The sequence below is a fragment of the Marinobacter confluentis genome (assembly GCF_004785685.1).
GTDB lineage: Bacteria > Pseudomonadota > Gammaproteobacteria > Pseudomonadales > Oleiphilaceae > Marinobacter > Marinobacter confluentis.
In genome coordinates, this window is the sequence record NZ_SRPF01000002.1 from 84,848 (window position 1) to 106,881 (window position 22,034).

Below are 22,034 nucleotides of genomic sequence, written 5' to 3' on the forward strand. Positions count from 1 at the left end.
TGGTTTAGACCGCCTTGGCAGCAATGATCTTGTCGTGCCACTCAACCGGTCCAGTCTGGTGAACCGACGAGCCTCTTGAGTCCACGGCCACGGTGACCGGCATGTCTTCCACCTCGAATTCGTAGATGGCCTCCATACCCAGTTCCTCGAACGCCACTACGTCGGCTTTCTTGATGGCTTTGGACACCAGGTAAGCCGAGCCACCCACCGCCATCAGATAGACAGCGCCGAATTCGCGAATCGCATCAATAGCCACCTGACCGCGCTCTGCCTTGCCGATCATCCCGGTCAGGCCGGTTTTTTCCAGCATGGTGCGGGTAAACTTGTCCATCCGCGTGGCGGTGGTGGGGCCAGCGGGGCCAACGACTTCTTCACGCACCGGATCCACCGGGCCCACGTAGTAGATGAAGCGACCTTTCAGATCCACTGGCAGCTCTTCACCGCGCTCGATCATATCCACCATCTTTTTGTGCGCAGCGTCGCGGCCGGTCAGCATCTTGCCAGACAGCAGCACGGTTTCACCCGGCTTCCAGTCTTTCACGTCTTCCGGGGTCACCGTATCCAGGTTGACCCGGCGCACGCTGTCACCCACTTCCCAGGTGATTTCCGGCCAGTCGTCCAGGCTCGGCGGGGTCTGCAGGGATGGGCCGGAGCCATCCAGCACAAAGTGCGCGTGGCGGGTGGCGGCGCAGTTGGGGATGATCGCCACCGGCTTGTTGGCGGCGTGAGTGGGATAGTCCTTGACCTTCACATCCAGAACGGTCGTCAGGCCACCCAGGCCCTGGGCGCCGATGCCCAGATCGTTCACCTTCTCGAACAGCTCAAGGCGCAGCTCTTCCGCACGATTGGACGCGCCACGGGCCTGAAGATCATGAATATCAATCGGGTCCAGCAGGGATTCCTTTGCCAGTTCCATCGCCTTTTCAGCCGTACCGCCAACACCAATACCCAGCATCCCCGGCGGACACCAGCCGGCGCCCATCTGAGGTACCATCTTCAGCACCCAGTCCACCACCGAATCCGACGGGTTCAGCATCGCAAACTTGGATTTGGCTTCCGAACCACCGCCCTTGGCCGCCACGTGAACGTCGACGGTGTTGCCCGGCACAATCTTGTAATGGATGATCGCCGGGGTGTTGTCCTTGGTGTTCGTGCGCTTGCCGTCCGGGTCTGCAAGGATAGAGGCGCGAAGCACGTTATCCGGGTGCATGTAGGCACGGCGCACGCCCTCGTTGATGATGTCGTCCAACGCCATGTCGGCATCCCACTGCACGTCCATACCCACCGACACGAATACCGTCACAATGCCGGTGTCCTGGCACAGCGGCCGCTTGCCCTGAGCGCACATACGCGAGTTGATCAGGATCTGCGCCATGGCGTCTTTCGCCGCCTGGGACTCTTCCCTTAAATAGGCTTCATGAACCCCCTGAATGAAATCTTTGGGGTGATAGTAGGAAATGAACTGCAGCGCATCCGCTACACTCTCAATCAGGTCATCCTGACGGATTACAGTGGTCATAGGCGTCTCATCAGTGTTGGTTGTTCGGAGGGCATCAAAATTTGCCAAAGTTTAACAGAAAACACCGCAACGAGGCAGGCGCCCCCCAGAGGCTCTGCTAGTATGAAACACTCGACAAACGTCTAACAGCCAACTAACTTCCACTGAGACTCACAGACAAATAATCGGCAGAGCCAGATGGCCAGAATCACACTTTAGAGCGATCAACTGTTGCTTTACTGCCGCTATAGTCATAGCAATGAAAATTGGCCTGACGTGACGGCCAGATGTTCAGACAAACCAATCAACAAGCAGAAAAGCGACTGACAAAAGGTTTACCGCACTAGCCGGCCCTGTCAGCCGCGGAATATAACGACACAACAACAGGAAAAGGTTCCACCCATGTATAAGAAAACGCTACTAAGCCTTGCCGTGGCCTCTTCAATGACTTTGACGGGCTGTATTGGTGGTACAGAGAGTGGGGACGATGAGCCCGCAGGTAATAACCCGAATGCTGCGGGTGAGACCTGGCCAATTTTTAATCCGGCGGCCGGAACACTGCCTATTCCCAGTGATTTGAATTTCGATTCCACGCAGGCTGACGGAACCTTCGGTGTGCCGGACTCCTCTCCGCCCGTCACAACTGCGTTAAATGAACTGAGCGGTAATTCCACCGTCGCTCCCGCGGTTATTCAAACGAACGGCCAACTGGATGCATCGACCGTCATTTATGGGCAATCCGTGTTCTTGATCGAACTCGCTTATCCAAGTGGCAGCCCCGTACAAGGTCTTTCCGCCCAGGAAGCACCGACACCGGTTGGCGTAGCAATAGCCCGTGCAGACGTTGAATCGCTAAGCGGAGCAGACGCCATTCGTATCTTGCCGGTCGACCCGCTGAAACCCAACACCCGTTACATCGCAGTGGTGACCAACGAAGTGCGTGATATTAATGGTGACCCGATTGTTCAATCACCGACCTACGAATACCTTACAGCAGACGAAGGAGCACCAGTCCCGGGTGCGCTTGCTCCTGTACAGGGTTTGATCAACGTTTTGTGGGAGCCGGTTACAGTCGGATTTTTCAATGCACCAGGCAGCGTCAATGCTCAAAGGGCGATGGTTGAGGCACCTCCGCTTGATGCGAGCAACATCGCGCTAAGCTACAGCTTCACGACTTCCAACGACGAGCAGGTTTTGAAGTACATCGCTGAACCGGCGACATGGTTTGCCGATCAGTTGACTACTTTTGTCCGCTTGGGCGCATCGACTGCGGCAGGCGGTGATTTTACATCCCGGAATACTGCAGCAAACAACGCCATCACTGGTTTCCCAACATCGCTTGGACTGCCTGCTGAATCACCACTCAGCGCGTTATTCGCAACCAACGGTCCCTGTGAAGGCGACTCCGGTGTAGTTGCGATCAACTGCGTGGGCATTTCGCTCGCGAGTTCAGTCGTGGCTGCCCTGCCGACTCCCATCGCCGGCTTTAACCGTACGTCTGACGACATCGAATTCACCGGCACACCCCTGCCCGTCGGCGCTGTCTCGGCAATAGCGGGCAGTGTGCTTGAGTCTAACCCCGCTTCAACGGGCCCGATGGACGTATTCGTCTCCGAAGGAACGGTAAGCCTGCCAACATATATGGGCACAACCGCAAGCGGTGCTTTGACCCAGAGCTGGGTGGCCGATGCTGCGCTCGCGACAGGACTCAACGAAAATATCTTCGGTGGCCTCGGAGTGACCCTGCCCCAGGCAACACCCACCAGATCGACTGCGGTCAACTCGGTTTTCCCATTCCCCATGCAGCGGGGTACAGTCGATGTTCCTCTGCTTACCATCTATCCGGGGGACGGCGACGCCAAGGGCATCGTATTGTTCCAGCATGGCATCACGGGTGACCGTAGTTCCGCTTTGACGATTGGTACTAACCTTGCGCTGAACGGCTATGTTGTAGTGGCTATTGATCAGCCACTTCACGGCGTAAACCCGTCTTCAACAGCCGAGCGGCTCGAGCTCGCCAACCAGCTTCTCGTGGGTGCTGGCATTGGAGCCTCGACAGTCGAAGGACTCGGACTTGCAACTGCGCTGGTAGAGGGTGCTGTAGCGTTTGACGATGCGCTTGCAGGAACTCCAGTTGACGGGGCAATTGACGGGCCAACCCGTGCCTCGCTTGTAAGAACCGTTGCCAACGCCGGAAGCTCGATTCCCGGGCTTGAGCCAGGTACGAATCCAAGACACTTTAACGTGTTTGCGAACGCCCAGAACCAACCGCAACCGATGGTTTTCGATCCAGCAAACGCAGCTGGCACCAGTGGATCAGGCAGCTTCTACATCAACCTGCAGAACTTCCTGAACTCGCGGGACAATAACCGCCAGAGCGTCCTGGATCAAATGAACCTTCGTGCCAGTCTGACCGATGGCAATGTCGTAATTCCCGGTCCGACCCCGATTGCGATTCAGGCTGACACACCGGTATTCTTCGCCGGTCACTCACTGGGCACGATCACTGGCGCACCGTTTGTGGCGACTGTGAACAGCAACCGGATTCCGGTGACCGCGTTCGTTCCGAACTCGGCTGATCCTACGAACCCGATCCCGGTTTTCTCAGCGGCAAACGACATCTCAGCGGCAAGCCTGCTGACACCAGGTGGCGGTATTGCACGATTGCTCGAGAACTCGCCCTCTTTCGCACCGCGGATCATTGGTGGCTTGCAGGCGTTCGGACTCAGCCAGAATACGGCGAGTTATGAGGCGTTCCTGAACATCAACCAGACTGCGGTGGATTCAGCTGATCCTGTCAACTTCATTGATGATCTTGCGGGCTCCAGCACTCCGACACTGCTGTCAATGGTTGTCGGTGATCAGGTGATTCCGAATGGTGCAGACGCCGATATCTGGGGCGTTGAAAATGCTCCGCTGTCGGCAACTATCAGTAACATCACGATCAACAGCTTCCCGGCTCCGTTGGCGGGCAGCCTGCCGCTGGATGCTGGTAATCCGACAATTATGCGGGAAGACTACGATAGCGAGACCTACCCTAACGTGAACCATGGCTCGCCCGTTGATCCGATTACTTCGCCAACGGCGTTTGGTCAGATGTCGCTCAGAACTAATCAGTTCTTCGACCTAAACCTGCCGGCAGCTAATTAAACTGCGGTAGCGTAAAACCGAGCCCCAACCCGTCGGTTGGGGCTTTTTTGTGTTTGGTCACTTTACAGATCTGGTTCTGTACTGGCTATGAACAACCGCTCAGTGCATACAGCCAGAGCCAAAAAAGAACAGCACCAACCATCGATTGCCAGATCACCCCACCAACAAAGCGCTGATGCGTGAGCCTCGAAAAGATTCAGACCTTCACCGAAGAATTTATTTGAAACGCAATTTGCCGTTCCAGCCAGCCGAGCAATACAGTCACACGGATACTGTATTAGCCGATGCCACTGAATAGGCGCGTGCCACCAACGGACTGGGCAAATCCCCACCTCCAGTTCTGAAAACCAGTCACCAATCGACCATAAAAAAGCCCGGCGGCCTATCTGGCGCCGGGCTCTATTGGTTCCAAGAAATTATCCTTCCCAGGACCACTCATTAGTTGCTGATGTTAATTTCCCCCTGATCAATCAGGTTCGCCTGAATTTCCTCTTCGGTGAACGGAAATTCGCGATAATCCTTCATTGAGTAACGCACGCTCTGATCCGTGAAGAATTCAGACATTGAATCGGTCGACTGGGAGTAGCTAACCAAGCCGAAGGCTTTCGGGCCTTCGTCGGTAAATTCCAGACCGAAGTGCCAGCTTGTACCACGCTCCATTGGCCAGCCCGCGCGCTGGTTATTGATTCCGTTAACGTTGGACAACCCGCCTGTGTTGCCAATCCTGTTGACCGGCAGTCTTGGGATTACGGTGTCCTCGGCGAAGGCAGAAGACACAACGCCAATCGCATTGAACGTGCCATCAATTCCACCATCACCGCCATGCCACGGAATACGGGGCGACAGAACCATCGGCGAGCCTCCCGCCGGACCAGGCAAAACACCGCCGGACGGCTGGAAGTACTGCACATCGCCCAGCTCGGCATCGTAAGCGATGCCGACTGAGTCCAGCGAATCCAGGCCAACAGCCAGGGACTGCAGCATGACGTCGTCGGCCGTGCCTTTGTTGACTGTCGATGGCGCGGTCGGCGTGCCAACGGGATCGGAAGGCTTGAAGCGCACAGTCAGATCTTCATCAAATACTTCGTTGTAGTTATCAATGAACACTCGGAACACGTGTGCACCAACGCTGTCGATGTCATATACGCCGTCCCAGTTCGCAAGCACGTCACACGCCTGCTCTACAGAGCGGCTTCCGCCCTCAGGCAGATTGACCAGATCGGCACCAATCGCAGTGCAACGCTCACGAAGCTCACCCAGAAACTCTTCGGCATACCAGGAGCGGTTGTTATAGATCACCTCAATCAGATCCTGGGCACTGAACTTGCCATCCTGGCCCGCCGGAGCTTTGTCTGCAAAGCCTGCGTCCATCGGATTCTGCAGCATGGAGATACCAATACGGGTACGAGGTCCGAGCGCAGAACTCTCATTACCGTACAACGGTGAGAAGCCAGTCAGAAGCTCATCAGGATTGGTTGACCAGTAACTGTCGTTAGAGTTCTGAACCCAGTCAGACCGCAGCAGTTTTGGTTTTTGCTCATACGGGACCAGTCCACCACATGCTCCTTCAACCCAGTCATCTCTGGACGTACTGCCATCAAGCAGTATCAAGCCCGCGTTGAACAGTGCATCGTAACTGGCGCTAGCACGACGTTTGAACTCAATGGACAACTGCGCCTGCTGTGAGAGGTTTGGCACTGAGCTACTATCGATATAAAACGCATTGCCATCGGCATCTGCATAGGTGGAGTTGGTCCAGAAGGTAGAGCCACAGTTGCGGAAAACGTCCTGAAACTCCTCAAGGTTGCTCGCCCGGCTCATGCCCAGCCAGCCATCCAGCAGGTTGCCAGTATTGGCATTGGCATCGCGGTAGGTGTAGGCCACGGTATTACCCTGATTCGTGCCACCCCACGAAGGCAATCCACCACCTGTCGCTGCATTGAGGGACACCATCGGGCCGTACTCGGAATAATAAAAAGTTTTTTCCAGAACTATTGGATTTGGAGCCCCGACATTGACTTCAATCTCGAAGGTCTCCGAAGTAATCGCTTTTTCCTCACCGTCCTTGATGTAGGTCAGGTTGTCGCCCTGCTTGAGCGTTAGCTCATAGATGGTGAACTGACTGCTCGTAGTCACGGTGTGGGACCAACCCAAATTCTCATTGTAATTAATGAGAGGGATAGCCGTACCCAGCAGACCGGCGCCATTAATGTTGAGATAACCCGGCACGGTCATTTGTGCCTGGTAAAGACGGCGAGGACCAGTATACGGAAAATGAGGATTCGCCAGCAGCGCGCCGCGGCCCTGTTCGGTCAGTTCGCGGCCAATGCCCCAGGCGTTGCTAGCCAGTCCAATATTGTTGAAATCTTTACGCTCGCCCGCCTGTTTAATGGCGGAGGCTGCAATGGACTCAAGATTCAGATCTGTTGCAGCCACCGGCATCACTGGCGTTGGGCTGGGTGATTCGCCCGGTGGCACGGCAACAAACACAGCGCCCGTCGCAAACGCGTCACCGCTACCGTACTGCCCAACGACGCGATAGTGGGCCAGCAAATCCTGGGGGCGAATTTCCTTAACCCAGGGCTGACCGCGACATTCTGCCGGCAAGTCACTGGGATCTGTCTCTAAGACGTATTTGTTATAACCCGCGGTGAAACCATTTATCAGGGCCAGGCTTTGATCAGACAGGCCAGGATACTCTTCCTCAGCACCACTCAGGATACGCTGGGCCTTGTATGAGAAATCACTGATAACGTTGCGTGGTGGATCGTTTGGATCAGTGAGTGAACCACGCGGCCCAAAGTATTTTGACCGCTCACTACGAGCTTTAACGATTGCTTCCGCCAGCAAACACACATTGTCTTGAGCCTGAGCGTAGCCCAGGCCGAACGCTGCGGAGGATAGATCATCGGCTTTGATATGCGGTACGCCGTTGGTCGTACGGCGAATATTGGCCTGCAACTGGCCGTCCGAGGACGTCAATGGCGCGGAGCGCTCATCTGAAGCAGATGAGTCATCATCGTCGTCTATTGGACAACCTGTAAGAAGCATAGCGCCGGTCAGCGCAAGGCCGACAAACCGTAGTTTGCGCCACCCTAATCGGCTGGAAGGTTGAGCGGGCGAATTCATAGGAAATCCTCTTTGTCATTGGTTTTGTTATTATACGGGGGCTGTCACCCCGCCCTGCTTTCGAGTGTAAACCGTCCAACTAACAGATGAAACGGTATTCAGGCCTTCTGAAAAGCGCCGAAAAGTGCTTGCCAAAAATGCCTGATTAAAATCAGGAAAAACCCTCCGCGTTAATGGAATTTAATGGGGTAGCCAATCTGGCTTTGATTATGGCCGTCCCCACGATCTGCCTCGACAACCATATTTCGCGCCTTGAGTTGTGGATGCTCTGCCGCCTCTTCGATTCTCAGCACCGGCTCCACACAGGCGTCTGTCTCAGCAAATATCTGCTGCCAGTGGTCCAGCGTGTTTTCTCCAATCTTCCACTTAATCGCCTCTTTCAATTCCCGCTGATGCTCCGGCTTGTGGCTCATAGTCAGCTTCTGCAGATCACTCAGCCTCAGCGCTTCCAGCAACCTTGCAGAGAACTGCGGCTCCAGGCTGCCAATGGACAGCCATCGGCCGTCGCTTGTCTGGTAGTAATCGTAAAATGACCCACCGTTGAGCATGCCGCCTTCCGGCTTCTGCTCCTGGCCGCCCGCAAGGGCTGCTGCGCCGGCCATGGCGTTCAGTGCAAAGGCAGCGTCGGTCATGCTGATGTCGACGAAGCTGCCCTCGCCGGTCTGCTGGCGCTTGATCACAGCGGCCAGGACGCCCATCACGGCGTGGTGGCTGCCGCCGGCGACGTCGGCTATCTGTATGCCCATGGGCGGCGGGCCGCTGTCCTGGCGGCCGCTGTGGCTGGCGATGCCGGAAAGGGCCAGGTAATTGATGTCGTGCCCGGCCCGGTCGCGGTAGGGGCCGGTCTGGCCGTAGCCGGTGATGGCGCAGTAAATCAGGGCCGGATTTTCCGCTTTAAGCACTTCATAACCAATGCCTAAACGGTCCATCACGCCCGGGCGGAACTGTTCGATCACGATGTCGTATTCGCGAACCAGCTCTTTGACCTTCTCAACGCTGCCCTCAGCCTTGAGGTTCAGTTGCAGAGTCTGCTTGCCACGGGAAAGGTAGGAAAAGGTGGTGCTGAATTTACCGTCGAAGGGCGGCATGATCTTGGCCAGGTCTACCCTGTCTGGCGCCTCTACCCTCAGAACCTCTGCGCCCATGTCCGCCAGCATCATGGTGGCGTAAGGCCCGGGTAGCAGTGTGCTGAAGTCCAGTATTTTCAGGTGGCTCAGGGGGCCGGTCATCGCTCTCTCCTTTGATGATCATTCTTTCTCTGATGCTGCCCGCTTCTCTGGCAAAGGCCAACTGCCACATGCATCAATCCCACTGGCCTTTTCTACCAGTATGGCGCGAATTCAACGGCACGGTTAAAGCATGCCCAGTCAACACTGTTGCAATGCCGCCCACGCCTTCTATGATGGGGATCGTTTCATTACCTCTTTTGAAGAACCAGGGAAACCATGTCGGAACTCACTGTCTCCAGGCACTTTGTTGAAGCAGCCCTGACCGGCGCCCACAAAAAGGGGGTTGATGTCGACAGTCTGCTGGTCAGCGCCGGTATTTCCCCGGAGCTGTTGAGAATCGAGATGGCCCGGGTCAGTAGCAGCCAGTACAGTCTGCTGCTTCAGAATCTGTGGAACCGGATGGAAGACGAGTTCATGGGACTTGGGCCCCGCCGCTGCCGCACTGGCACTTTTGCCACTATGTGCGCGCTGATTATTGATTGCCCCAACCTTGAGGCGGTTTATCGGCAGGCGTTTGATTTCTGCCGCCTGTTCGAGCCCATGGTCGGCATGCGACTGGAAAAAAGCGGCGACCAGGCCAGGCTGGTCACGGTGATTGAAGGTGAGGTGGACGACCCCCTGCATTTTTTCCAGGAGAGCATTCTGGTGATCTGGCACCGGCTGGGCAGTTGGCTGATTGGCCAGCCTGCTGAGCTCACCCGGGCGGAGTTCAGCTATCCGGAGCCGGCCCATGGCGACGAATACCGGCATATTTTCCATTGCCCCCTGCAGTTCGCCGCAAAAGAAACAGCTCTTACCTTTGACCGGCGTTTTCTGGAAGCCCCGGTGATCCGGGACCGGCCGGAAATGCGCCAGTTTCTGAAAACCTCACCGGCGGACCTGCTTTCACGCCCGGATGAGAGCAACACTTTCACAGGCAAGATACGGGCACTGATCGGTCGGGATTTTTCCCAGTCACTGCCGGATTTCGAGTGGATTGCAGCCGAGCTGAACACCAGCCCGCAAACCCTCAGGCGGCGGCTAAAGCAGGAAAATACGTCGTTTCAGGAGATCAAGGATCTGTTGCGGCGGGATATGGCAATCTACTACCTGTCGCGGCCGGACCTGGCCATTAACGACATTGCCTTCCGGGTTGGATTTACCGAACCGTCCACGTTCCATCGGGCTTTCAAGAAGTGGACGGGGGTAACCCCCGGCGCTTATCGCGAGGGGGAACGGGGCCAGACAGGCTAGTTGCGGCTCTGCATTGTGCGAATCAGTTTACCCAAGGTGCGTGCAATTTCTGCCGCATCGCCGTTCCGTTCCGCCAGTTGCATCAACCGGGAGCCGTCCCTGGGGTCATAGATCCAGCACGCCGATGCCGCAGGCTCGCAGTTCCAGTCAATGCTGGGGTTGATTCCGAAAACGTTCATGGACTCGGTCGAACGGGTTACCCGGCCGCCGATTTCGCGGCGGGCTTCCTGAATGTTCAGGGCGTCGTTCATGCGGTTCACCCGGTAGGTGATGTCCGCTGGGCGGTCGAGGCGCTTCACCCTTTCATCAGGCCGCCAGCCCGCATTATCCAACAGGCTGTTCAGATGCATCACCAGTGCCTGGGTATCGGAATCTGCAAGATACAGTTCCCGCAGGTTCTGCAGTGTTCCCTCTCCCGCCGGTTCGATCACGGCCACCGGTTCAGAGCCTGGCTGCGTGGCCTGTTCGATTCCGGACTGTTCGTTCTTGCGGGCTTTCTCCACGCGGGTAATCATCTCCAGCGCACGGGTGTAGTGCTCGCCTTCTGACCCAGCACGGGAAACATAACCTTCGAAGGCAGACCGGGCTTCGTTGAAATGGCCGGATTCAAGCATCACCCGGCCCCGGAAATACAGATAATCCGCTGGCTTTTCAGATTCCATCTGCTGAAGCCGGGTCAGATACTCGCTGGCTTCCCCCCAGTTCTCAGCCCCAACGGCGGCCTCGGTTGCCAGCATCAGCCGGCGCACCTCGTGCTCCGGCTCAAGCGCTGAGGCTTCGCCCATAAACAGCGCCGCTGACAGCAAGCAGCCGCCCACGACATTACAGACTACCCGGACTTTTCTCAGCATATCTCACTCCTGCTGGTTGTCACCGATGGCATCATCAGCGCGGGCCGACCCCAGGTCGTCACCGCCGTCAGTGTCCACTTCGGCCTGATCCAGAATGCCTTTCGGCAATTCTTTTTTAACACGAACACCCAGCTCAACAAAGCGGTTGGCCTGGGATATCAGGTTGCCACGGCCCCGCGTCAGTGTGTTCATGGCGTTATCGTAGGTGCCCTGGGCAGTGTGCAGCTGGCCGCCCAGTTTCTCCATTGCCTCCACAAACACCCTCAGCTTGTCATACACCGCCCCTGCCCGGTCTGCAATCAGCCTGGCGTTCTGACTCTGGCGCTCGTACCGCCAGATGTTTTCAACGGTTCGCAGGGTCGCCAGCAGCGTAGACGGTGTTACCACAATAATCTTTCTCTCAAATGCTTCTGCAAACAGGTTCTCGTCCTGCTGAAATGCCGCGACAAAGGCCGGTTCAATGGGCATGAACAGAAACACAAAATCCGGCGAATGCAGCCCGTGCAGCTGGCTGTAATCCTTTTCACTCAAGCTACGGATATGGCTTCTGACAGCCTCGACGTGCTGCTTTAGCGCCTCTGCCCGGGCGGTTTCGTCTTCTTCAGTGGCAAACTGCTGGTAGGCAATCAGCGATACCTTGGAGTCGATCACCAGGTTACGGCTATCTGGCAGGTGAACCACCACGTCCGGGCGAAGCAACTGGTTGTTCTCATCCCGGTAACTGCCCTGGGTGTCGTACTCTATGCCTTTGCGCAGGCCCGAACGTTCAAGCACCCGCTCCAGAATGACTTCGCCCCAGTTGCCCTGCATTTTCTTGTCGCCCTTCAGGGCCCGGGTCAGGTTGGACGCTTCTTCGGTAATCTGTTTGTTCAGCTCCTGCAGGGATTTGATTTCGCTGCGCAGGGCCTGGCGGTCACGGGTTTCGCTGGTGTATACGTCTTCAACCCGCTTGCGGAAATCCTGCAGCTGGTCGCGGAACGGATTCAGCAGAGTGTCCAAGCTGGTGCGGGTCTGCTGACTGAACCGCTCGCTTTTCTGTTCAAAGATCTTGTTGGCCAGGTTTTCGAACTCCTGCTTCAGGGCGTCGCGGTTGCGTTCCAGCAGTTCCAGTTTTTCAGTGGTTGCGCGGCGCTCCTTATCCAGCGTTACTTCCTGCTCGCGCAGAGTCATTCGCGCTTCAGCCAATTCCCGCGCGAGCTCATCCGCCCTCGCCTGCAGGGTTGCCCTGGTGTCCTCTAGCTCCGTAATTTTCTGCTGCCGGCCGCGGCCTTCAGATTCCAGGCCGGTCACCCGATTTTCCAGGCGGGTGGCTTCACTGCGCCAGTGCTCCCGGTCAGCCTCCGCCTGTTCTCGCAGTTCTCGCTGCTCCGCCAGCGCCGCATCGGACTGTTCGCTACGCTGTTTGTCCATGGCCCGTGCATGTTCCAGCCCGGTCAATTCCGCAGACAGACTCCGAGAGGCTTTACGCTCTCTGACAAACAACAATGCCAGAACAGAAACCAGTAGTAGCAGAAAGGCGAGAGCGGCAAGTACCAACGGTTCATGCTGGAGAAATTCAGTGGACAGCTCCGGCACCTGGAACTCCTTTTGAACGAATGTGAATTGCGGTAAGCATCAATAGTTTATCCCATATTAAACCCGACTACTTGGCAAAATCCCTCCCTTCGAGCATCCGGCTCTGGACTCCAACCGTAATATCATCTAAAACACCAGTTATGGACTGCCAACCGGGCGCGAGACAGGAAAGATGCTGAAAGAGCTCTGGAAAAAACTGGGATCAGAATTCTCCCAGAATGATGTATCGAGAATCCTGCCTCATATGACGCACACTGGCGAATTTCATCTTGAGCGGCTGACGGCGCTTGTGGAGTCCCGCTTTGGCAAGACCTTCAAGGACCGTGGCGACGAATCGGTAAGGGAATTGATTCATTTTGCGTCCCGGATTCAGGATCAGGATATCCAGCGGGAACTTCTGTTGTTCTATCTTAACTGCTCGCCTTTCATCCAGGAGTACCTGCGGTCTGAGGAAGTCCTGGATGGCAATCACTTTCTGTCGCGGACCTCTGGCACGCGGTAAACCCACGCCTTACCGTTCTGTAAACCGACAGCCTGCTCACGATGATGTATACTCTCGCGACGCAATTTATGGCCTCAAATAACAGGTATTTATGTCTGGTTTGTCTAGGAATGTCACGCTTCCGAAGTGGTTTGCCGTTGTTACGTCAGGATTGATTCTGGCCGGTTGCGCATCCGATCGCTATTTCATGGTGGAAAAAAAGGACATCGACCAGCTGGATCAGTCGGTTTCTGAGCAGAGCGAACGCATCACCAGCCTTGAGAACGAAGCGTTAACCCAGTTTGGTTCAATGGCAATGATGAACCAGGCAAATACCGAGACGATTCTGGAAGCCATCAGCGAACAGGCAGAGCAACTCAGCTGCCCACCGGTACCCGAAAAACCCGCCTGCACAGTCACCCCGAAAAATAATCAGGCTGCCAATCAGGGCCGTACAGATCGCCTGAAGGGCAAAGTGGTGGTTGGTGAGCTGGAAAATTTCTACCTGGCGGATCCGGGCATTGTCCACGTGGCAAGAATCGACAGTGGCGCCGAAACCTCGTCGCTGGACGCCCGTAACATCACCCGCTTCGAAAGAGACGGCAATAACTGGGTGCGCTTCGACGTGCCGCTGCCGGACTCCGATGACTTTGTTACCCTTGAGCGGGAGGTGTCCCGACGGGTCAAGATCATTCAGTCCAGCACAGACGACGTCGACAGGCGCGTGGTGGTGGAACTTCAGTTCATGATAGGCAACCATCACCAGAAGGCTGAATTCACTCTGACCAACCGTGAGCACCTTTCCCACGTGGTGCTGGTCGGCCGGAATATTTTACGGGATGTCATGTTGATTGATGTAGGCAAGGAATACGCCACTGAATTGCCATCCCCCCTCCCGCATCAGGACGACAGCGAGTAGCCATGACCCCCCGGTCCAGAATTCCGTTCTACGTCGCGATTTTCCTGCTGATCTCCGCAGGGATTTCGCTTGCGACCTGGCGCCACATCCAGCTCGGCATACCCTGGATCAGTGGCCAGCAGGAACCGGTCTGGATGGTTGAGGCCAGGATCGATTTTGAGGGCACCGGCGACCCGGTGATGGCCAGCCTGAATGTTCCAGAGTCGCCACCGGGCTTCCGGGTGCTGTCGGAGCAGGCCGCATCGCCGGGTTATGGTTTTTCCATCGTTGAGGACAATGGTGACCGGCGCGCGGAATGGTCCAAACGGGAAGTTAACGGCCCCCAGACTCTCTACTTCAAGGTTCAGTTTGTCGCAGACGAAGCGGTTCTGAGACAGACGTCGAGGCGCAAACCAAAGCCAGAACCGATATTCTGGGAAGAGCCCGAAGCTACCGCGGTTGAAGAAATCCTGGAGCAGGCCAGAACACGCTCCAGCACCCCCGAAAGTCTGACCCGGGAGCTGATCAAACTGCTCCAGCCCGACAGCAACCGGGCCCAGAACACCACACTGCTGGTGTCAGAAACCAATTACATGGGCCTGCTGACGCGGATGCTGAACCACGCTGGCATTCCAGCAAGAACGGCGGACGGGCTCTACCTTGAAGACGCAAGGCGCCGACAGAACCTGCGGCCCTTTCTGCAGATCTACGACGGCGAAAGCTGGCTGACATTCAACCCCCGCACAGCGGAACAGGGCCTGCCAGACAACGTGGTGCTCTGGCGGCAGGCAGCGGTATCGCTGCTGGACATTGTCGGTGGTGATGATTCTGAGGTCAGTTTCTCCATGCTGCGCCAGACCATCCCTGCCTTGCAACTTGCCCAGGCCGAATCCAGCCAGAACGGACTCAGCTTTCTCAGCCTTTATCAGCTCCCTATTGAAGAACAGGGCATGTTCCGGATGCTTCTGCTGTTGCCCCTGGGGGCATTAATCGTAGCGTTCATGCGTATTGTGGTGGGTATCCGTACTTCAGGCACCTTCATGCCGATTCTGATTGCGGTGGCCTTTGTGCAGACAACTCTGGTGCCGGGCCTGATTGCCTTCGTGTCGGTGGTGTCTATCGGGCTGCTCATGCGCGGGTATCTGTCCAGCCTTAACCTTCTGCTGGTATCACGGATATCGGCACTGATCATTCTGGTCATCTTCATCACCGCCGGTCTCAGCATTGCCGGTTACCACATGGGTTTCAACACCGGCATGACCGTCACCTTCTTCCCCATGGTGATCATCGCCTGGACCATTGAGCGAATGTCCATCCTGTGGGAAGAAGAGGGCGTTCACGAGGTCTTTGTCCAGGGTGCTGGCAGCCTGTTTGTCGCGGTCTGTGCGTTTCTGGCCATGAGCGCCCCGGTGGCCAGCCACCTGACGTTCAACTTCCCGGAACTTCACCTTGTGGTACTTGGCCTGATCCTCCTGATGGGACAGTACACCGGCTACAAACTCAGTGAGCTTCGGCGGTTCAACCCGATGAAGGTCTACGACTGATGGGCTGGATATCGCCCTTCAAACTCAACCGGCTCGGCATGCTGAACATGAACCGGCGGAATGTGGATTACATTTCCCGGTACAACAACCGTGCATCCTACCCGCTGGTGGATAACAAGCTCAGAACCAAGCTGGTCGTTGAAGAATACGATGTGCCCACGCCGAAGCTGTTACAGGTGGTTCGCCAGCAACATGAAATCTCCCGGTTCAAGACCAGGGCTGATGGTCTGAACTGCTTTGCAGTGAAGCCGGCAAAAGGGTCCGGCGGAAAAGGCATTACCGTTATTACCGGGCGCGAAGGCGATCACTTCCTGAAAGCCTCTGGCGCGGCCGTTCCCCTGTCCTATCTTGAGCGCCACCTCTCCAACATCCTGGCGGGCCTGTATTCACTGGGCGGCAGCCCGGACGTTGCCATCGTCGAAGACCTGGTGGAATCCATTCCCGGCCTCGCGCGCTATTCGTTTCAGGGTGTGCCTGATATCCGCATTGTGGTGTTCCAGGGCTACCCGGTCATGGCCATGCTGCGCCTGGCCACCAAAGCGTCAGACGGCAAAGCCAACCTGCACCAGGGCGCCATTGGCGTCGGTCTGAACATCGCCAACGGTCACGGCCTCAACGCTGTACAGTTCAACCGGCCGGTTACCCACCACCCGGATATGGGCCTGGCTCTGGAAAACATCGTGATTGAAGACTGGGACAAGATGTTGGCCATGGCGGCCCGCTGCTATGAGGCAACGGGCCTTGGCTATATGGGGGTAGACCTGGTGGTCGACGCCAAGCACGGGCCACTGCTACTGGAACTGAATGCGCGGCCCGGCCTGGCGATACAGATGGCGAACGGCTGCGGCCTGCTACCTCGCCTTCAAAGTATTGAAGCCCTCCGTCGCCCGCACTTCACGCCGGACGAACGGGTGAAGTTCGTCAAAGACGCTTTCGGCGCTTGAAAACAGGGGCCCATAGGCCCCGGCTCCAGTGCCGAATCAGGTCATCTTTCCCTCGGCAATCAGCAATCTGCGCTCATGATGCAGCCCCTTGAACAGGCTGTAGCTCATTACCAGCAGCACAATGGTAAAAGGCAACCCGACGCTCAGGGCGCCAGCCTGCAACGCATTAAGAGCCTCTTTACCGCCTACGAACAACAGCACACCCGCAATGGTGCCCTCGGTGATCGCCCAGAATATACGCTGCCCTTTCGGTGCATCGGTTTTGCCGCCAGACGTGATGCTGTCAATCACCAGTGAACCGGAATCCGACGAGGTCACAAAAAAGGTCAGCACCAGAGTGATACCGATCAAGGAGGTAATCGCAGAAAGCGGGATATTCTCCAGCGCCTGGAACATCGCGAGAGAGACCTCGGTGATGCCCTCGCTGGCCAGTACGCCAACGTCATTCTGCACCTGGTCAAGGGCGGTCCCGCCAAAGGTGCTCATCCAGAACAGGGTTATAACCGTCGGTATGATCAGCACGGCCGTGACAAATTCACGAACGGTGCGGCCTTTCGACACCCGCGCAATAAACATACCGACAAACGGCGACCAGGAAATCCACCAGGCCCAGTAGAAGACCGTCCAGCCATGGAACCAGGTCGTATCCTCATCGCGACCGAAGGGATTGCTCAATGCCACCATATTGGTCGCATAAGAGGAGGCGGTGTCCCAGAGCCAGTTAAAGATCGCAAGAGTAGGCCCTGCGAACATCACGAACAGCAGTAACAGGCCTGCCATGATCAGATTGACATTACTGAGCACCCGGACACCACCATGAATACCGCGAATGACCGAAAGAGTGGCAACCGCGGTCACGCCCGCGATCACACCAACCTGAACGTTCAGACCGCCCTCGATACCGAACAGATAGGAAATCCCGGATGCCGCCTGCTGAGCACCGAAACCCAGCGAGGTCGCAAGGCCGAAGATGGTTGCCAGAACAGAGACGATATCAATCAGGTTCCCGGGCCAGCCCCAGACCCGATCTCCCAACAGCGGGAAGAACGCCGAGCGTATGGTCAGGGGCAAACCCTTGTTGAAGGCGAAGAAGGACAGTGAAAGCCCAACGATGGCATAGATAGCCCAGGGGTGAAGACCCCAGTGGTACATGGTGGCGCCCATGGCAAGGTTTGCACCCTCTTGTGTATTGGGCGCAACGCCCAGGGGCGTTCCATACCAGTCCGTAAAGTAGGCAACCGGTTCGGCCACAGACCAGAACATCAGCCCGGTGCCCATACCAGCGGCAAACAACATCGCGAACCACGACAACATTGAAAACTCAGGCTTGGCGTTTTCACCGCCAATGCGAATCTTGCCCACCGGCATAAAAATCAGTGCCAGGCATAAAAGCACAAACAGATTGGCACTCAGAAGGAAGCCCCAGTCAAAGATGGCAATGGCGCCATCCTTGGTGCTTTCAAGGAGCTCTTTGGCGCCCGCCGGAAAAATCAGCGTTGCCACCACGAATACAACAATCAACAGAGCAGTGAACGGGAACACGATGTTGTGGATATCAAACCCGAACTTGGCAATATTATCCTGACCTGCCACGTAATCGGTCTGATATTCATCTTTAACGACCTCACCCACTACGAGCTCTCCTGTTTCCGGAAAGTGTGGTAATCCACTTCAGAAAGGATTACCGCGACGTCACAGGCCCGCAATGCTAAAAGTTTGAACTCTAAGAATCAAAGGCTGCGAGGGTGTCGAAAAGAAACGAAAAGTAATCGCCCATAAAAAAACCGGAGCCCTCAGGCTCCGGTTTTTCATATCAGGGTGTAACTACAGCTCACCCTTGGCCACAAGCAGTTTGCGCTCATGGGTGAGGCCTTTCAGCAGACCCCAGGTCATGATCAGCATGACCACCGTAAACGGCAGGCCGGCACTGATGGCCACTGCCTGAATGGCGCCGAGGGCGTCATCTCCACCGCCGAAGATCAATGCTGCGGCAATCGCACCTTCCATCACAACCCAGAACACGCGCTGTGCAGTCGGGGCATCAGTCTTACCACCGGCCGTGATGCTATCGATAACCAGCGAACCGGAATCCGATGAGGTTACAAAGAACACCAGCACCAGAATGATGCCCACGAAGGAGATAATGCCGGTCAGCGGCAGGTTGGCAAACATCTGGAACATCGCCAGGGATACTTCACCCAGGCCGTCTTCCGCCAGCACACCAACGCCCTGCTGGATCTGCTCCAGCGCTGCGCCACCGAAACCACTCATCCATACCACGGTGATCAGTGTGGGGATTAGCAGAACCGCAGTGATAAACTCACGAACCGTGCGGCCTTTCGAAACGCGCGCGATGAACATGCCTACGAACGGTGACCAGGAGATCCACCATGCCCAGTAGAAGACCGTCCAGCCTTGCATCCAGGCTTCGTCTTCACGACCGAAGGGGTTACTCAGGGGAACCACGTTAGCCACGTAGGAAGAGGAAGTAACCCAGATGGTCTCCAGGATCGCCATGGTGGGGCCGGCGAAAATCACAAAGAACAACAGAATGCCGGCAATGGCCATGTTGACGTTACTCAGAATCTTGACACCGCCATCAAGGCCGCGAAGCACAGAGATCAGCGCAAGCGCCGTTACGCCAACAATGATTGCCATCTGGATGTTGGTGCCGGATCCGGTCTCGAACAGGTAATTCATACCTGAAGCGGCTTGCTGGGCACCGAAACCGAGCGATGTTGCCAGACCAAAAATGGTCGCGACTACCGCCAGTACGTCGATGATGTGGCCAGGCCATCCCCAAACCTTGTCCTTCAACAGTGGGAAAAACGCCGACCGGATGGTCAGGGGCATACCCTTGTTGTAGGCGAAGAACGCCAGGGAAAGCGCCACGATGGCATAAATTGCCCAGGGATGAAGGCCCCAGTGGAACATGGTGCCACCCATGGCCAGATTGACAGCGGCCGGCGTGTTGGCTTCAACGTTGAAGGGGGTTTCGTACCAACCAGTGTAGTAGGCCACTGGCTCGGCAACGCCCCAGAACATCAGGCCAATACCCATGCCCGCTGCGAAAAGCATCGAAAACCACGACAGAGTCGAGAATTCCGGCTTGGCGTCCATACCGCCCAGCCTGATTTTGCCGACAGGCATGAAGATGAGCGCGAGACTGACCACCACGAAAATGTTCGCCGAAAGCAGGAAGAACCAGTCGAAGCTTCCAATGATGTCCCACTTCAGTCCGTCCAGCGTCTCTTTTGCCGCCGCTGGAAACATCAGCGTGCCAACCACAAACAGTACGACCAGTACTGCTGTGATCGGAAATACCGGCGCGTGCAGGTCTAATCCAAATTTCTGGATGTTGTCCTGCCCCGCGACGTAATCCGTCGAGTATTCGTCTTTGACAACTTCACCCACGATGGGAGCCTCCTTTTGGGATACGGAATTCGTATAACTACTTAGGATCGTACCTTACAGATTTGACATCTTATTGGTTTGAGCTCAAAACATCAAAGTGGCGCTGAATTACGGCACATTTTAAAGAATAGACCAAATACCGCCCGCTACCCGTTTTCACTCTCGCGAACGCTTTGTCACCATAAACTGAGGTCAGAATGTCTCGAACAGCAACCTTCCCCTTCCGCTACACCGTCTACGCCGCGAGCATTGCCGGACTGATGCTGACGCTTCCGATGAGTATCTACCTGAAAGGATGGTACTTTTTTCCAGCTCTGTTTGCCGGGCTCAGCCTGTTAGGCACCTGGGATCTGCTCCAGAATAAGCGCACGGTCAGCCGGAACTATCCGATTCTTGCCCATTTTCGCTATTTTTTTGAATCGATCGGGCCAGAAATTCGGCAGTATTTTATTCAGTCCGACACCGAAGAAAGGCCCTTTTCTCGGGAACAGCGCACCATTATCTATCAGCGGGCGAAGAATATTCTGGATAAACGCCCGTTCGGGTCCCAGTTGGGCATGTATGAAGAGGGCTTTGAGTGGATCAATCATTCCATGCGCCCGAGAGCTCTGAACGACAGTGACTTCCGGATCGAGATCGGGAAGGGCTGCGCCAAACCCTATGAGGCAAGTGTTTTCAATATATCCGCCATGAGCTTCGGGTCATTGTCTGCCAATGCCATTCTCAGCCTCAACGAAGGCGCACGACTCGGTCATTTCTATCACGATACTGGTGAAGGCTCGATTTCCCGATACCATCGCAAGCCTGGCGGCGACCTGGTCTGGGAAATTGGCTCTGGATACTTCGGCTGCCGCAACCAGGACGGCACCTTTAGTGAAGAGATGTTTCAGAAAAACGCCTGCCTCGAACAGGTCAAAATGATAGAGATCAAGCTGTCACAAGGCGCCAAACCCGGCCATGGCGGAATTTTACCCGGTGAAAAAGTGACTCCGGAAATTGCTGAGGCCCGGGGTGTTCAAATCGGAGAAGACGTGGTGTCGCCGGCCAGCCACTCTGCGTTCGACACACCGGTTGAGCTGATGGATTTCATTGAGCGGCTGCGGGAACTGTCTGGCGGCAAGCCTGTTGGCTTCAAGCTGGCCATCGGCCACCCCTGGGAATGGTTTGCCCTTGTGAGGGCGATGTTGGATACCGGCAAAAAGCCTGATTTTATCGTGGTTGACGGAGGCGAAGGTGGCACCGGTGCAGCGCCCCTGGAGTTTATCAATCGCCTTGGCATGCCCATGACCGAGGCCCTGGTGCTGGTTCACAACACCCTGGTGAGCACCAATCTGAGAGAAGACATTGCCATTGGCGCAGCCGGCAAGATTACCTCGGCGTTCAATATTGCCCGCACCCTGGCGCTAGGTGCCGACTGGTGTAACGCCGCCCGGGGCTATATGTTTGCGCTTGGCTGCATTCAGGCGCTGAACTGCCACACCGGCAAATGCCCCAGCGGCGTCGCGACACAGGACCCCAGGCGCGGCAACAAACTGGATGTGCAAGACAAGAGCCATCGGGTGTACAACTTCCATAAAAACACTCTGGATGCATTGAGGAACCTGCTAGCCGCATCTGGATTGCAACACCCATCCGAGCTTGGACCGGAGCACATCATTCGCAGAACCTCGAAAACCGAGATTCATTCCTATATGGACCTGTTCACGTTCCTGAAGCCGGGCGCACTTCTAGAGGGTGAAACCGGGGACCGCACCTACGATCTTTACTGGCCAGAAGCCCGGAGTGACAGCTTTGACCCACCAGGTTTTATTCGAAAGCTGAGGGAAACAAAGCTGCACTAGATTTACTGGCTGAAATCGCCGTCGGATGTTTATTTTTCACAAAGGCTGGTGTAGACTTCGCTTCCGCTAAACCACTGAGATTTCTCTCAAGTTTCTCTTTGGAAAAGCGTTTCGGGGCGTGGCGCAGCTTGGTAGCGCACTTGCATGGGGTGCAAGGGGTCGTAGGTTCAAATCCTACCGTCCCGACCAGATTTGAACAGAACGGCTCGATGTCGAAAGACCCGGGCCGTTTTGCTTTCAGGCCGCA

The 22,034-nt window shown here is 56.1% G+C and carries 14 protein-coding genes and 1 tRNA gene; 8 read left to right on the plus strand and 7 right to left on the minus strand.

Translation table 11 applies throughout. From position 1 onward, the window contains the following. Positions 1-4: 4 nt before the first annotated feature. Positions 5-1,519, minus strand: a complete 1,515-nt coding sequence (locus E5Q11_RS05955; protein ID WP_135802513.1) for a fumarate hydratase — start codon at positions 1,517-1,519, stop codon at positions 5-7. A gap of 381 nt (positions 1,520-1,900) precedes the next feature. On the opposite strand from E5Q11_RS05955, the gene E5Q11_RS05960 reads away from it, so the two are divergent. Next, entirely contained in the window at positions 1,901-4,648 is a 2,748-nt protein-coding gene (locus E5Q11_RS05960) for a hypothetical protein (protein ID WP_135802514.1), read from the plus strand. Between the two features lie 438 nt (positions 4,649-5,086). Here the strand turns inward: E5Q11_RS05960 and E5Q11_RS05965 are convergent, their stop codons facing one another. Both E5Q11_RS05965 and E5Q11_RS05970 read right to left on the minus strand, forming a co-directional pair. Continuing rightward, entirely contained in the window at positions 5,087-7,777 is a 2,691-nt protein-coding gene (locus E5Q11_RS05965; protein WP_135802515.1) for a penicillin acylase family protein, read from the minus strand. 170 nt (positions 7,778-7,947) lie between these two features. Continuing rightward, complete coding sequence (locus E5Q11_RS05970; protein ID WP_135802516.1) at positions 7,948-9,006, minus strand: CaiB/BaiF CoA transferase family protein; 1,059 nt, start codon at positions 9,004-9,006, stop codon at positions 7,948-7,950. A 216-nt stretch (positions 9,007-9,222) separates the two neighbouring features. Between E5Q11_RS05970 and E5Q11_RS05975 the strand changes: the two genes are divergently transcribed. After that, a complete protein-coding gene (locus tag E5Q11_RS05975) occupies positions 9,223-10,239 on the plus strand; it encodes an AraC family transcriptional regulator (protein ID WP_135802517.1) in 1,017 nt (338 codons plus the stop codon). Here the strand turns inward: E5Q11_RS05975 and E5Q11_RS05980 are convergent. Both E5Q11_RS05980 and rmuC read right to left on the minus strand, forming a co-directional pair. Next, positions 10,236-11,090, minus strand: coding sequence for a tetratricopeptide repeat protein (locus tag E5Q11_RS05980; RefSeq protein WP_135802518.1), 855 nt, complete (start codon positions 11,088-11,090; stop codon positions 10,236-10,238). The two genes, E5Q11_RS05975 and E5Q11_RS05980, sit on opposite strands and share 4 nt — an antisense overlap. A gap of 3 nt (positions 11,091-11,093) precedes the next feature. After that, the gene (gene rmuC / locus E5Q11_RS05985) at positions 11,094-12,665 is read right to left on the minus strand and encodes a DNA recombination protein RmuC (protein WP_404802740.1); all 1,572 of its coding nucleotides are present in this window, start codon (positions 12,663-12,665) and stop codon (positions 11,094-11,096) included. Between the two features lie 172 nt (positions 12,666-12,837). Between rmuC and E5Q11_RS05990 the strand changes: the two genes are divergently transcribed. The 4 genes from E5Q11_RS05990 to E5Q11_RS06005 all read left to right on the plus strand — a co-directional run bounded on the left by E5Q11_RS05990 (position 12,838) and on the right by E5Q11_RS06005 (position 16,532). Next, positions 12,838-13,167: a hypothetical protein gene (locus E5Q11_RS05990; protein WP_135802519.1), complete on the plus strand. Its 330-nt coding sequence runs from the start codon at positions 12,838-12,840 to the stop codon at positions 13,165-13,167. 91 nt (positions 13,168-13,258) lie between these two features. Then, positions 13,259-14,065, plus strand: coding sequence for a putative ATP-dependent zinc protease (locus tag E5Q11_RS05995; protein WP_225314854.1), 807 nt, complete (start codon positions 13,259-13,261; stop codon positions 14,063-14,065). Positions 14,066-14,067: 2 nt separating this feature from the next. Then, a complete protein-coding gene (locus E5Q11_RS06000) occupies positions 14,068-15,588 on the plus strand; it encodes an inactive transglutaminase family protein (RefSeq protein ID WP_135802520.1) in 1,521 nt (506 codons plus the stop codon). After that, the gene (locus E5Q11_RS06005) at positions 15,588-16,532 is read left to right on the plus strand and encodes an alpha-L-glutamate ligase-like protein (RefSeq protein WP_135802521.1); all 945 of its coding nucleotides are present in this window, start codon (positions 15,588-15,590) and stop codon (positions 16,530-16,532) included. The genes E5Q11_RS06000 and E5Q11_RS06005 overlap by 1 nt, the downstream gene beginning before the upstream one ends. A gap of 36 nt (positions 16,533-16,568) precedes the next feature. Here the strand turns inward: E5Q11_RS06005 and E5Q11_RS06010 are convergent, their stop codons facing one another. Continuing rightward, the gene (locus E5Q11_RS06010) at positions 16,569-18,164 is read right to left on the minus strand and encodes a BCCT family transporter (RefSeq protein WP_135802522.1); all 1,596 of its coding nucleotides are present in this window, start codon (positions 18,162-18,164) and stop codon (positions 16,569-16,571) included. Positions 18,165-18,356: 192 nt separating this feature from the next. Further along, positions 18,357-19,946, minus strand: a complete 1,590-nt coding sequence (locus tag E5Q11_RS06015) for a BCCT family transporter (RefSeq protein WP_135802523.1) — start codon at positions 19,944-19,946, stop codon at positions 18,357-18,359. Positions 19,947-20,143: 197 nt separating this feature from the next. Here E5Q11_RS06015 and E5Q11_RS06020 point away from each other — a divergent pair, with 197 nt between their 5' ends. Continuing rightward, positions 20,144-21,787 carry an FMN-binding glutamate synthase family protein gene (locus tag E5Q11_RS06020; RefSeq protein ID WP_135802524.1) on the plus strand — a complete coding sequence of 548 codons (1,644 nt, stop codon included), beginning with the start codon at positions 20,144-20,146 and terminating at the stop codon, positions 21,785-21,787. Positions 21,788-21,899: 112 nt separating this feature from the next. Further along, positions 21,900-21,976, plus strand: a tRNA-Pro gene (locus E5Q11_RS06025). The last annotated feature ends 58 nt before the right edge of the window (positions 21,977-22,034 follow it).